Raw genomic sequence first — 13184 nt, forward strand, 5'->3', positions numbered from 1 at the left:
GGCTTGGCCTTTCTCAGCGTTGGGCAACGATGGTTTCCGTTCCGGCTTCACGGAGGGCGGCTGCCATCGCTCCTTCCGGTTGCCGGTCGGTAACGAGGCGGTCGATATCGGTCCAATGCGCGAATACCGTCAGCGCGCGTTGGTCGAACTTGGTATGATCGGCGACGATGATGGCTTCCGCTGCCCGCCTCACCATCGCGCCATAAATGGCTCCGGCCTCGTCATCAGCATCGTTGATGCCGCGGGCGCTGATGCCTGTCGCGCTGACGATCGCGCGGTTGGCTTCATAACTATTGATGCTGGCGATCGTCTGCGTGCCGAATACATAGCCTTCCGTCGGATGATACCGGCCGGGACAGCAAAGTACGCGGATCGATGAATTCACCGCCAGCGCGGCGGCGATCGCGTAGTCATGCGTGATCACCGTGATATCGCGGGCGCGGGATGCCAATCGTCTGGCGACATGGAATGTCGTTGCGCCGGCGGCCAGCATCAGAACTTCGTTTGGCAGGATGAGATCGGCGATGACGGCGGCGATCGCCTCCCGCTCGGCGATCATGATCGCCTTGCGGTCGGTGAGGGTGGGCTCGAGCGCGAACGGGCGGGACGCTCCGCCATAGGTGCGGTTGATGAGTTTCTGTTCCTGAAGTTCCATCAGGTCGCGTCGGATCGTTTCACCCGAGACGCCAAGCACTGCCGCGAGTTCCGAGGCCCGCAAGGTCGGAGCTGCCGTCAATTGCGAGATGATGTGTTTGTGACGCGCGAGCTTCGAGAGGCGATCGCCTTCCGATTTTCGCGGCCGCTTGTCGGTCGCGGAGCCGTCGGTCGCTTGTAACTGCTCGCTCGTCATCAAGCTGTCCTTGCAGCAGCGTCGGTCGCCGCAGGATCGGGCGACGCTTGCGGCTGTCTCTCGACAAATCCTTTCTCAGTCCATGTTGGATGTCCACATTAATTGTGTGGCAGATTCCTCAAATTTTGGGCGGTGGAATGCCTGTTCTCTGCGCAGCTGAGCCAGTCGCCTGTATAATGGTTTGATTTTATGAACATTCTCTATGCTGCCGCGCGGCATATGACTGACGCTCCGATGTGTCGTGTCCGCCAACTGCTTTATTATTGTGGAGAGAGCCACATTATTCCAAATTGTTGGTTGGGAGTCGTCGGGGCACGAACGCTGCTTGCGCCGCTCCCGCCGGCGCCGATCGAGGAGGAGCGCGCGATGCAGGAGGAAAAAGAAATCCTGGCGCTGAACGCCTTTGACCGCAGCAAGGTGTCCGCGATGGATGCTGCGCTGCGGGACGCCGTCGAGCGCCGCCTGCGGTCGTTCGGCTCGGCTTCGGTGCTGTTCTATCAGGAGCCGATCCGGATGGAGCGCGCCGAAGGCGTCTGGATGTTTGACGCCGAAGGCCGACGTTATCTTGATCTTTACAACAATGTCCCCTCGGTCGGGCATTCGCATCCGCGCGTCGTTGAAGCCATTCGGCGGCAGGCCGGTCGGCTGAATACCCACACGCGCTATCTCAACGACGTCGTCGATTCCTATGCAGAACGGCTGCTCGCAACGTTCCCGGCTGATATCGATCATCTGGTTCTGACCTGCACCGGCAGCGAGGCGAATGATCTCGCGCTGCGGATTGCGAAGGTGGCGACCGGCGGTGCCGGCTTCGTCGTGACGGAAACGGCTTATCACGGCAATACCGCCGCGGTGACCGATGTGTCGCCATCGGCTCGCCCGGGGCAGCCCTTGCCTCCCCACGTTCGTATCGTTCCGGCGCCGGAGATGTTTCGTGCCCCGATCGGTGATCTCGGCAAGCGTTTTGCCGAGAGTGTCGGCGGAGCCATCACGGACCTTGAGCAAAGCGGCATCGGCTTTGCGGGGCTGCTGGTCGATACGATCTTTTCAAGCGATGGGATCTATGCCGATCCGCCCGGCTTTCTCGCGCCCGTCGTCAAACTCGTGCATGAACGCCAAGGCCTGTTCATTGCCGATGAGGTCCAGCCGGGTTTCGGGCGAACCGGAGCCGCGCTGTGGGGTTTCGCCCGGCATGGTGTCGTGCCTGACATCGTCACCATGGGAAAGCCCATGGGCAACGGCTTCCCGGTGGGCGGTGTGGCGACGCGCGCGGCATTGCTCGACCGGTTCGCCGCCGAGACGAAGTATTTCAACACATTCGGAGGCAACCCGGTGGCTGCGGCAGCCGGGCTCGCGGTGCTCGATGTGATCGGGGACGAGGGGCTAATAGAAAATGCGCGGAAGATCGGCGGTTACGTTATGAACGGGCTCCGCGAGATCGGTAACCGCCACATCCAGATCGGTGATGTACGCGGCAGCGGACTGTTTATCGGGCTCGAACTCGTCCGTGATCGCGACGCGAAGACGCCGGCACCGGAGATCGCAAGCCAGCTCATTAACCGGCTTCGTCATCGAGGCATTCTCGTCGGCGCGGCCGGTCCCTACGGCAATACGCTGAAGATCCGTCCCCCGCTTTGCTTCACCAAGGACAATGCTGACATGTTCATCGCCGCCTGCGACGAGGTTCTGCGCGAGATTTGTCCAACCTGACGAACGACGTCATTTTTGATCGCGGTCCTGCAGAGCGGGATTGTGGAGACCCGAAAACCATGGATTCGAGAAGTGTAAAAACCGCCGCAGATGCCCGTTCGCTGGTGGAGGCACGCGGCCTGTCCCACGTCAAGCTCGGGGTGGTGGATCTCGACGGCGTCATTCGCGGAAAGTACGTGGCGCGCGACAAGTTTTTCGACGCGTTGGAGCAGGGTTTCAAATTCTGCGATGTCATCTTTGGCTGGGACTCTCAAGACCAGCTCTACGATAAGTCCACGTTCACCGGATGGCACACCGCGTTTCCCGACGCGACCGCACGCATCGATCCGGCGACGTGTCGCGAGGTGCCGACCGAAGAAAACATGCTCTTTTTCCTGGGCGAGTTCGATGGCACGGCAGCGGAGCTCTGTCCGCGCCGGCTGCTTCGCCGTGTCGTGGACCGTGCCGCCGCCATGGGATTTGCCGCTACGGTCGCCGCTGAATTCGAATTCTTCGTGTTCGACGAAACACCCCACAGTATCAGGGAAAAAGGCTACCGCGACCTCAAGAACCTGACGCCGGGCTGGTTCGGCTATTCGATGCTGCGATCATCGGTCGAGTCGAATTTTTATCAGGCGCTGCTCAAGCTCTGCGACGACATGGATATGCCGATCGAGGGGCTTCATACCGAAACCGGGCCGGGCGTGCTGGAAGCCGCTATCAAACATACCGACGCGCTCGCAGCGGCCGACCGCGCCGTGATCTTCAAGACGTTCGCCAAGGTGTGGGCGCAGCGCCAGGGCAAGATGATGACCTTCATGGCCAAATGGTCGAACGCCTATCCGGGGCAATCGGGACATCTGCACCTTTCGATGCGCGACGGCGAAGGCAAGCCGGCGTTTCACGAAAGCGGGCGAGCGGGTGACATGTCCGATACCATGCGCTGGTTTGTCGGTGGCCAGCAGGCGCTGATGCCCGAATTGCTGGCGATGGTGGCCTCCACGGTGAACAGCTACTCGCGCCTGATCCCGGGGTTCTGGGCACCGACCGACGCAACCTGGGGGATCGAGAATCGGACCTGCGCGCTACGCGTCATTCCCGGTTCGCCATCAAGCCAGCGTGTCGAGTACCGGATCGCGGCCGCCGACATCAATCCCTATGTCGCGATCGCCGCAGCGCTGGGCTCTGGCCTCTGGGGAATCGAAAACAGGATCGAACCTGGTGAGCCTGTCTCGGGTAACGCCTATGACATGACGCATCCGGCGGCGCGCGCGTTGCCGCGCACGCTATCGGAGGCCGCGGACCGGCTTATCGCCTCACAGGCTGCTCGCAATCTGTTCGGCGATATCTTCGTCGATCACTATGCCATGACCCGCCACTGGGAGGAGCGCGAATTTCGCAAGGCGATCACCGACTGGGAACTGGCGCGCTATTTCGAAATCATCTGAAGCTGGCGTCCTTCGCCTCAAACCGAGTGGAATCATCGTGAACGACATTGTGTGCATCTCGCCGGTCGACGGCAGCGAAGTTGCCCGGCGGCGCATCGCATCGGATGGTGAAATTGCGCAGGCCCTGGCTGCAGCCAGGCAGGCGCAGCGGGAATGGTCCAGGGTGCCGCTGGCCGAGCGAAAGGCGAAAGTGCTCGCGTTCCTCGAGGTTTTGAGGACGCAGAACGACGAGATCGTACCCGAGCTTGCGATGCAAATGGGTCGGCCGGTGCGTTACGGCGGCGAGTTGCGAAGCCTGGAGGAGCGCGTCCGGGTTCTGGTCGAATTGAGCGACGAGGCGCTGGCGCCGACGACGCCCGCTGAACGGCCCGGCCTCCGGCGCATGATTAAACGCGTGCCCGCGGGAATAGTGCTGGTGATCGCACCATGGAACTATCCGTATCTCACCGCCGTCAATGCCGTTGTTCCGGCGCTTCTGGCGGGCAACGCCGTCCTCCTGAAGCATGCCGCCCAGACCTTGCTGGTCGGTGAGCGTTTTCAGTCCGCCATGGACCTGGCCGGGTTGCCGAAGCATTTGTTCACCGCGCTAAACCTCGATCACGGTGCCGCGGAAAAGCTGATCGCGTCCCGTTCCGTCGACCACGTGAACTTCACCGGTTCGGTCGCCGGCGGCCGCGCGATCGAACAGGCGGCGGCCGGCACTTTCACCACGCTTGGCCTTGAATTGGGCGGCAAGGATCCGGCTTACGTCAGGTCGGACGCGGACTTTGATTTTGCGGTCGAACAGCTTGTCGATGGTGCGTTTTACAATTCCGGCCAATGCTGCTGTGGCATCGAGCGCATCTATGTGCACGAGCAGGTCTACGATCGCTTTGTGGATGCATTCGCCGATCTGACCTCGCGCTATCAGCTTGGAAGCCCGTTGGCGCAGGAGACGACGCTGGGCCCGATGGCCGCGGTGCGCTTTGCCGACACCGTCCGGGCGCATACAAGGGAGGCCCTGGTGCAGGGCGCGCGCCCCTTGATCGACGCGAAGCGTTTTTCCGCCAACAAGGCCGGAACGGCCTATCTGATGCCGCAGGTGCTGGTCGATGTCGATCATACCATGCGGGTGATGATGGAGGAGAGCTTTGGCCCCGTCGTTGGGATCATGAAGGTGCCTTCCGATGAGGCGGCAGTCGAGCTGATGAACGACAGTCCCTACGGCTTGACCGCTTCGGTCTGGACGGCGGATGTGGATGCAGCCGAGCGGATTGGCGACGGCATCGCCACCGGCACCGTCTTCATGAACCGCTGCGACTATGTCGATCCTTCGCTCGCATGGACCGGGGTCAAGGACACCGGCCGCGGCGCCAGCATGTCGCGCCTCGGCTTCGAGGCGCTGACCCGCCCCAAATCTTTTCATCTTCGCATCGAACACTGAGAGCAGCACATGGCAGTTCAAATCACCGGGGCCTGGAATTTCCCCACACGCGTCGTCACTGGCGCCGGACGCATTGCCGAGCTTCCCGACGCGTGCCGCACCTACGGTCTCACTCGGCCTTTGCTGGTGACCGATCGGGGCCTTGCGGAGAACGATCTGATAGCGGGCATTGTTCGACGCGTTCGCGATGCCGGAATTCCGATCAGCGTCTTCTCGGACGTGAAGGGTAATCCGACCGAATCGAACTTGAATGCCGGTGTCGCCGCCTTCAAGGCCGGCGGTCATGACGGTGTTATTGCAGTGGGAGGCGGATCGGCCCTGGACGTCGGCAAGTGCGTGGCGTTCATGGTGGCGCAGTCCCGGCCGGTGTGGGATTTCGAGGATATCGGCGACTGGTGGACGCGGGCCAATACTGATGGAGTTGTCCCGATCATCGCCGTGCCGACGACGGCCGGGACGGGTTCCGAGGTTGGCCGCGCCGGCGTGATCACCCGCGAAGATACCCATGAAAAGAAGATCATCTTCCATCCCCTGATGATGCCCAAGATTGCCATCGAGGATCCCGAACTGGCCGTCGGGCTTTCGCCGTTCCTGACAATGGCGACTGGAATGGACGCGCTCGCCCACTGCTTTGAGGCTTATTGTGTGCAGGCGTTTCATCCGCTCGCCGACGGTGTGGCGCTCGAAGGAATCAGGATTATCGACACTTATTTGCCGCGCGCGGTCGAGAATGGTCGGGACCTCGAAGCCCGCGCCTATATGTTCGCCGCAGCTTCGATGGGGGCGACGGCGTTTCAGAAGGGGCTGGGAGCGATCCACTCGATCTCCCATCCCGTTGGGGCGCGCTACGATACCCATCACGGCCTTACCAATGGCGTGGTCTTTCCCTATGTTCTCGCTTGCAACAGAGCGGCGATCGCCGACAAGATCCCGCACATCGCCCGCACGCTCGATCTGCCGGGGCGCGATTTCGACGCGGTGCTTGCCTGGATACTGGCATTCCGGGACAAGCTCGGTGTGCCGCATACGCTGGCGGAGCTTGGTGTCAAGGAAGCGGATGCCCGGATGATCGCGGCCGATGCGGTGAAGGATCCGACCGCAGGCGCCAATCCGCGGCAATTGACCGAGGCCGAGTTCGAGCAGCTTACGCTTGCGGCCATCCTTGGCGATCTGGGAGGCTAGGCCGTGCTGCGGCTGCTTGTCATTGATGGTAACACGTCGGCTGGTCGCCGCCGTATTGCCGAATCCGCGGGCGCGACTCCGGCGGAGAGCTATGCTGCCGTGCTGCGCGCGATCGCCACGAATGCGATCGTCGACATCTGTACGCCGGCAGATGGCGACGGGACAACTCCGCAGCCGCTGGACTGCTATGACGGCGTGGCGATCACCGGTTCATCGCTCAATATCTACCAGCGCGAAATCGAGTCGTTGCGGCAGATCGATTTTGTTCGCGAGGTGTTTGCGCGCGGCATTCCGATGTTCGGCTCGTGCTGGGGCCTGCAGCTTGCAGCCGTGGCGGCTGGCGGGGAAGTTGGATTAAACCCGGCCGGAAGAGAGGTTGCCTTCGCGCGCAAGATCGCACTGACCCCCGCTGGTGGCGATCATCCCATGCATGCGACGCGCGACGCCGTGTTCGATGCGCCGGCTATTCACAGTGACATCGTGACCCGGCTTCCCCAGGGCTCGATTGTCACCGCGCGCAATGCGATGAGCGAGATTCAAGCTGCGGAAATACGCCTCGGCCGCGGCGTGTTCTGGGGCGTGCAGTACCACCCCGAATATGGGCTGCACGACGTCGCCGCCGTGATCCGGCGATATGGGCCGATGCTGGTGACCGAAGGCTTTTTCGTCGACGTCGCGGACCTGGACCGTTATGCCGCCGATCTGTCCACCCTTGCGGCAAACCGGCAACGCCGCGATATCGCCTGGCGGCTTGGGTTCGGTGACGACATCATGAAGGAAAGCGTGCGGCAGATCGAATTGTCGAACTGGATCGCGTCTCTGGTGCGGAAATGACCGAATTGCACGATCTCATCGCAACCTTTGCGGCGATCGGTTCGACCGGAGACGGCGGGGTCTGCCGGCTGACGGCAACACCGCTTGATAAGGAGGCGCGGGATCTTTTTCTTCGCGAGATCAGCCGTCGCGGACTTCTTCCAAGGATCGATCCGATCGGAAACATGTTCGGTGTTGCGGTACTGGCGCCCGCATCGAAGGATGTCGTGATCGCGGGCTCTCATCTCGATTCCCAGCCAACGGGCGGCCGCTACGACGGCTGCTACGGAGTCCTTGCGGGACTTCTTGCGGTGCAGGCGGTGCGCGATCGCGCCCTCGACAATCCCGGCACGGCGCGGCGTAACCTCGCGGTTGCGAATTGGACCAATGAGGAGGGCGCGCGTTTCCAGCCAAGCCTGACGGGCAGCTCGGTATTCGCCGGCAGTTTGTCGCTGGAACAGGCTTATGCGTGCAAGGACGGGGACGGCGTTACGCTTGGCGATGCTCTCGCCATGATCGGCTATCGCGGCGCGTCCCCAATGGAATTTGAGCCGGTACGCTATGTCGAGCTTCATGTCGAGCAGGGCGACCTGCTGGAAGGTGAGGCTGCGGATATTGCGGCTGTCTCGGGAGCCTGGATGACGCGAAAGATCTCGGTGGTGTTCGAAGGCGAAGTCTCGCACACCGGTCCGACGCCGATGGGCCGGCGTCGCGATGCCCTGCGTGCCGCGGCGCGCGCCATTGAAGCGCTTTATAGCGAAGTCGAGCGCGCGAATGCCGGCGCCCATGCCGCGGCGGCGCGCATCAGCGTTTTCCCGAACTCGCCCAATGTGGTCGCAGGCCGGGTTCGAGTCTGGTTTGAGGTCCGGCACGACGATGAAGCGGTGGTGCTTGCGATCAGCGATCGTTTTCTGCAGCGAATTGAGAAGGAGGCGGGGGCGATCGGCGTCCAGATCTCGATCGCTGCCGATGAACAAAGGGCCGCACCCATGCTCGACCCGGCCGGCTTCGATATGGTTCGCAGCGTCGCCGGCGATCTCGGAATGAAGGCGTTGGCGCTGAAGACGGTTACGGGGCACGACGCATTAGCGATCCAGAAGCGTATTCCGTCGTCTTTGATCTTTGTCCCAAGTCAGGGTGGACTGAGCCACAACCCGCGCGAGTTCACCGCGCCGGAGGCCCTCGATAAGGGTTACGAGGTGCTGGTGGAAACGCTGTGGCGCATGGTTACGGCAGAAGGCTGACCCGCACGGCTTGCAAAGATTTGCGCAGATGAAGTGGTCAGACGATCAATCGGCGGTAGCGTTCTGCGACGGCGATCTGCACCTCGGTTCCGGAACTGAAGTTGAGCCGCTCAGATTTGACCAATCGTTTAAACTAGGCTCGGGACATCGACTCACAGCCGAAGGTCACAGGTTCAAATCCTGTCCCCGCAACCGCTTTTGTTATAACTCACTCACCGTCCCGGTCTGACCGCCGGGACGGGCATGATTCTTGCGGAATGCAGGGCGGGCGACGGAGCCGATCCTGCTGCTGCAAAGTGTGACCATGTCTCATCGAGAATGACAGGTGGACATTTTCTCTCGATAGAGCATCCAGAGACGCTAATCGCGTGCGCTCATTCAGCTAAAGAGCGGGGAAGCAGATCGATATCGAAGAAAAAATCGCCGCTTAAATCTGGATCAGGAGTTCGAATCTCTTCGCGCACGGCATTTTGCCACCATTCAGAATAAAACTACCAACTCCCGAAACCAGGTGAGGTCGGTGTTCTCCAACTGCAGAAACCCTTGGGCCACTAACCGCCTCACGCACAGGCGTGATCTTCGTCTGAGCTCGCTGGTTTACCGTGATCGCTCCACCTCAATAAATAGGTCAAGACCTATGAGCCTCTGCAGCAGCGCGATAAGGCCGATCGTAACCGCTACTAAAAAGGTAGAAATCGCAGCGACGACGGGGCTTGCGCTCTCCTGGATGTGCGCGAATATCCGAGTAGGAAGAGTCGTAGCGTCGGGCCCGACAAGAAAAATTGAAACCGTCACCTCATCAAACGAGATGATGAAGCTGAACAGCAGGGCTGTCACCAGGCCGGACCGCAGCAACGGCAGCGTGACAGTCCGGAAGACGTATCCCGGTTGCGCACCGAGGCTCATCGCCGCTTCCTCGATGCTGAGATCGAGCTTTCGCATCGAATTGAGCACCGGCCTGTAGGCGAATGGAATACACAGAATGACGTGCGCGAGCAGGATGCCGCTGTAGTGGCCAACCCAACCAACGGCGGCCAGCAAACCGAGCAATGCCACACCGATCGCGGCGTGCGGGAATAACAAGGGTGACAGCATCAGCGTATCGAACGCTGCCTTGCCCCGAAAGCGTATGCGGGTCACCGCGAAGGCCGCGAGAAAGCTGAAAACGGTTGTGATGATCGCGACCACGACAGCGAGCGCGAAACTGACGGCTAGTGGCTTGAGCCACGCTTCGCTGGAGAGGAACTCCTGATACCAGCGGATTGAGAATTGCTGCGGCGGAAATTGCAGATATCCGGTTCGCGAGAAAGATGAAATCGCGACGATGACGATCGGCGCCGGCAAGAACAGGAAAATGGCAGTTATCCATATCCGCCAAAGCATAAGTCCAGCGCGCATGCTCAGATCTCGCTGCCTTTCAGGCGTCGCGTCAGGCGTCGTTCGACGATTTGGAGCGGCCACACCACCAATATCGAGACCAGCATCAGGATCAACGCCATTGCGCCGGCCTTTGAGAAGTTGAACAGCTGGAAGACGTCCTGGTAGATCTGCGTGGATAACATTCCGTTGCGCGGGCCGCCCAGCAGCAGCGGCGTAATGATGGCGCCGGTGGACAGCAGGAAAACGATCGTGCTGCCGGCGATGACGCCAGGTATGCTGAGTGGAGCGACGACGCGCAGAAACGTCTCGACGCGCCCAGCACCGAGACTCATCGACGCCTCTTCGAGCGAGCGGTCGATCTGCATCAGCACAGTGAGGATTGAGATGATCATGAACGGGCAGAAGACATGGACGAGCCCGATCAAGACGCCGGTCTGGTTATAGAGAAGGCGCAGCGGCCCTTCCGCCAATCCTGTCCATATCAAGAGGCTGTTGAATGTACCTCGATTGCCGAGGATCACGATCCAGCCGTAGGTGCGCACGACGACGCTGACGAGCCACGGCAGAATGACAAGAATAAGTAAGACATTTCGCCAGCGTTTGGCGCGAGCGATTGCATAGGCCGCGGAAAAACCCAACACCAGGCAGATCAGCGTGGTCTCGATCGCGGTCTCGATGGTATGTACGAGTACGTTGACATAATCGGCACGTGCGAAGAACGAACTGTAATTGCCGAGGCCGACTCGATTCTCGAACAGGAACGACTGCCATCCGAGCTGCAACAAGCCGTAAATGAATAGGCTCATCACCAGCCCGGCAGGCAGCAGCAACAGTAGGAACCAGCGACCGGGCTTCATGATTAAAACTGCGTCTCGGTCTCGTTGCGGTTGGGCCGGCAGGAACGCTGCCGGAGCTTGCCCGGCATTGTCCTGCGCCTATTTGGCGCGGGCGACGATCTGCTCTACCAGATTGACGCGTTCCTGCTGCTTGGCGGCGATGATGGCCCAGTCCGGCTGTATCAGTTTGCTTTTCAATTCGGCGAGCGGCATCCCAATCAGCTTCTCGGTCTCTGGTGGAAGCTTCGCGGTTTCGTTCAGCGGCATGTAGCCGGACATCTCAGTGGCCTTCAGCTGCCCTTCCGACTTTCCGATGTAGTTCAGCCATTTCTTGGCCGTGTCGCGATCGAAGCTGCCTTTCGGGATCACGACGACGTAAGGCAGCATCAGCGAGCCCTCCTTTGGAATGACGAATTCGACATTCTTCAGCCCTTCGCGCTTCATCTGCCAGATGCGGGTGGAGTAATAGGCGCCGGCAGCGACTTCGCCGCGTGTGAGCAATTGATTCATCTGCGCCATGGAGCTGAAAGTCGTCATGGCATTGTCGGCGATCTTTTCGAACAGCTTGGCGCCGGGCTCGATGTTGGTCTCGTTGCCGCCGGTGGCATAGGACATGACGACGAGATCGTAGGTCGATGCATAAATAGGCCGATTCAACGCAATCTGGCCTTTCCATTTCGGCTTGGCGAGATCCTGCCACGATGTCATCTCGGAAGGTTTGGCAAGATCGGTATTGAGTGCGATGCCATAATACATGAAATAGACAGGCATTCCGATCAGTCGCCCATCCGGCGTCGTCAGCCGGTATTTCTCCGCGATATTTGCGATCTCCGGGAAATCCTTGGCGTCGAATGTCTCGATCAGCCCATCCTTGTACAAATTGGCGGCCTCAAAGAACGAAGCAATGATGGCATTGTACTGTGGGGCACTCGCTTGCGCCCGCACCTGCGCTTCCGGATTAGGCACCTCAACGATCGTGACTGGTGTGCCGGTTGCCTCCTGATAGGGCTTGGCAAAGCTCTCTCGCCAGGTGTCGCTGACGCCACCGCCCCATGTCGCCATCACAACTTTTTGCGCGGCTGCGGGCACAGAGCTGACCGCCGTGCCGGAGACCATCAGAAGTGCGATTGCAACCGCTTCCAGCCGCCGTTTTGATCCTGTCAGCATTTCGACTCCATTTTTAGTGCGTACTCATGATGGCGTGTTTGGTATGGCGACTGTCGTTTCGTCGTTCCAATCCAGCGTGACCGTTTCGCCCAGCCTGAACTGCCGGGTGCTTCCCGCGCCGGAAGCCAGGGTCGCCAGAAATTTCTGACCCTGGACGTCGATCGTGTAGCGGACGGCTGAGCCATAATATACTTCGTCACATATCGCTCCGGTGATGCCCGAGCCGTTCTCGTCCGCGTGACTGATCCGAACGTGTTCCGGGCGCACCGTCACGGTGAACGTCTTGGCGCCATTGATGGCAAAGCACGCGCGCGAGGCGATTGGCCGGGTGACGCCGAGATCGGTAAACCGAAGCAAAACCTGGTCCAATTTTGTCCCAACGACCTCGGCTTCGATAAAATTGTTTTCGCCGACGAAACGCGCCACAAAGGATGTGGCGGGTGAATCGTAGATCGTCTGGGCATCGGCCAGTTGGACGACGCGCCCTTCATTCATCACGGCGATACGATCGGACATGCTGAGTGCTTCTTCCTGATCATGCGTCACGAAGATGAATGTGGTGCCGACACGTCGCTGCAAGCTTTTAAGTTCGACCTGCAACTGGCGGCGCAGTTTCAGGTCGAGCGCTCCGAGAGGTTCGTCGAGAAGCAGCACCTTGGGTTTCATGACCAGCGCACGCGCCAGCGCCACCCGCTGCCGTTGCCCGCCGGAGAGTTGATGCACTGAACGCTCGGTCAGATGCGCCAGGCCCACAAGTTCGAGTGCTTGTTCGACTTCGCCCGCGAGGGTCTTCTGCTCGGTTCGCCTCACCTTCAATCCGTAGCCGACGTTTTCGCCGACGGTTAGATGCGGGAACAGCGCGAGATTCTGAAACACCATGCCGAGCGGACGCCGATAGGGAGGAAAGTCGGTCATGCGCTCGCCGGAAATAAAAATATCTCCGCTTGTCACCGTTTCGAAGCCAGCGATCATGCGCAGCAAGGTGGTCTTGCCGCATCCGGATGGGCCGAGAAGAGTTAGGAACTCACCGCTCTGCACCTGGAGATCGAGATCGTGCACCGCGACGAAGCCGGGAAAAGCTTTTCGCACGTGACGCACATCCAGGATCGGCGCATTGCCAGACATCAGGCTCCCACTCGCGGCATTCTTCAC

At 60.5% G+C, this 13184-nt stretch carries 11 protein-coding genes; 6 read left to right on the top strand and 5 right to left on the bottom strand.

Annotated features, from left to right (window positions below):
- Positions 1-13: 13 nt before the first annotated feature.
- Positions 14-850, bottom strand: coding sequence for a DeoR/GlpR family DNA-binding transcription regulator (locus tag BLV09_RS30255; RefSeq protein ID WP_146689994.1), 837 nt, complete (start codon positions 848-850; stop codon positions 14-16).
- Positions 851-1216: 366 nt separating this feature from the next.
- Between BLV09_RS30255 and BLV09_RS30260 the strand changes: the two genes are divergently transcribed.
- From BLV09_RS30260 to BLV09_RS30285, 6 genes are read left to right on the top strand one after another with little or no spacing between them, the layout of a single operon-like run.
- Positions 1217-2560, top strand: coding sequence for an aspartate aminotransferase family protein (locus tag BLV09_RS30260; protein ID WP_146689995.1), 1344 nt, complete (start codon positions 1217-1219; stop codon positions 2558-2560).
- 59 nt (positions 2561-2619) lie between these two features.
- Positions 2620-3987, top strand: coding sequence for a glutamine synthetase family protein (locus BLV09_RS30265; protein ID WP_146689996.1), 1368 nt, complete (start codon positions 2620-2622; stop codon positions 3985-3987).
- 37 nt (positions 3988-4024) lie between these two features.
- On the top strand, positions 4025-5410 hold the full coding sequence (locus BLV09_RS30270) for an aldehyde dehydrogenase family protein (protein ID WP_146689997.1): 1386 nt from the start codon (positions 4025-4027) through the stop codon (positions 5408-5410).
- Between the two features lie 9 nt (positions 5411-5419).
- A complete protein-coding gene (locus BLV09_RS30275; RefSeq protein ID WP_146689998.1) occupies positions 5420-6592 on the top strand; it encodes an iron-containing alcohol dehydrogenase in 1173 nt (390 codons plus the stop codon).
- Between the two features lie 3 nt (positions 6593-6595).
- Complete coding sequence (locus BLV09_RS30280; protein ID WP_146689999.1) at positions 6596-7426, top strand: type 1 glutamine amidotransferase; 831 nt, start codon at positions 6596-6598, stop codon at positions 7424-7426.
- A complete protein-coding gene (locus tag BLV09_RS30285; RefSeq protein ID WP_146690000.1) occupies positions 7423-8649 on the top strand; it encodes an allantoate amidohydrolase in 1227 nt (408 codons plus the stop codon). Before BLV09_RS30280 ends, BLV09_RS30285 begins: the two co-directional genes overlap by 4 nt.
- 597 nt (positions 8650-9246) lie before the next feature.
- Here BLV09_RS30285 and BLV09_RS30290 read toward each other — a convergent pair.
- From BLV09_RS30290 to BLV09_RS30305, 4 genes are all read right to left on the bottom strand, one after another.
- Entirely contained in the window at positions 9247-10047 is an 801-nt protein-coding gene (locus tag BLV09_RS30290; protein ID WP_146690001.1) for an ABC transporter permease, read from the bottom strand.
- Between the two features lie 2 nt (positions 10048-10049).
- Positions 10050-10886: an ABC transporter permease gene (locus BLV09_RS30295; protein ID WP_197684993.1), complete on the bottom strand. Its 837-nt coding sequence runs from the start codon at positions 10884-10886 to the stop codon at positions 10050-10052.
- Positions 10887-10964: 78 nt separating this feature from the next.
- A complete protein-coding gene (locus BLV09_RS30300; RefSeq protein WP_146690003.1) occupies positions 10965-12032 on the bottom strand; it encodes an ABC transporter substrate-binding protein in 1068 nt (355 codons plus the stop codon).
- A gap of 24 nt (positions 12033-12056) precedes the next feature.
- Positions 12057-13157 (bottom strand): ABC transporter ATP-binding protein, encoded by a 1101-nt coding sequence (locus tag BLV09_RS30305; protein ID WP_167558925.1) that lies wholly within the window; start codon positions 13155-13157, stop codon positions 12057-12059.
- Positions 13158-13184: the final 27 nt, after the last annotated feature.

Origin of the sequence: Bradyrhizobium canariense (assembly GCF_900105125.1) — a bacterium.
Taxonomy (GTDB): domain Bacteria; phylum Pseudomonadota; class Alphaproteobacteria; order Rhizobiales; family Xanthobacteraceae; genus Bradyrhizobium; species Bradyrhizobium canariense_A.

Excerpts from the sequence above, each read along its gene's own strand:
- BLV09_RS30260 (WP_146689995.1), top strand. The coding sequence starts at position 1,217 with ATGCAGGAGGAAAAAGAAATCCTGGCGCTGAACGCCTTTGACCGCAGC.
- BLV09_RS30255 (WP_146689994.1), bottom strand. The coding sequence starts at position 850 with ATGACGAGCGAGCAGTTACAAGCGACCGACGGCTCCGCGACCGACAAG.
- BLV09_RS30275 (WP_146689998.1), top strand. The coding sequence starts at position 5,420 with ATGGCAGTTCAAATCACCGGGGCCTGGAATTTCCCCACACGCGTCGTC.
- BLV09_RS30295 (WP_197684993.1), bottom strand. The coding sequence starts at position 10,886 with ATGAAGCCCGGTCGCTGGTTCCTACTGTTGCTGCTGCCTGCCGGGCTG.
- BLV09_RS30305 (WP_167558925.1), bottom strand. The coding sequence starts at position 13,157 with ATGTCTGGCAATGCGCCGATCCTGGATGTGCGTCACGTGCGAAAAGCT.
- BLV09_RS30300 (WP_146690003.1), bottom strand. The coding sequence starts at position 12,032 with ATGCTGACAGGATCAAAACGGCGGCTGGAAGCGGTTGCAATCGCACTT.
- BLV09_RS30265 (WP_146689996.1), top strand. The coding sequence starts at position 2,620 with ATGGATTCGAGAAGTGTAAAAACCGCCGCAGATGCCCGTTCGCTGGTG.
- BLV09_RS30285 (WP_146690000.1), top strand. The coding sequence starts at position 7,423 with ATGACCGAATTGCACGATCTCATCGCAACCTTTGCGGCGATCGGTTCG.
- BLV09_RS30290 (WP_146690001.1), bottom strand. The coding sequence starts at position 10,047 with ATGCGCGCTGGACTTATGCTTTGGCGGATATGGATAACTGCCATTTTC.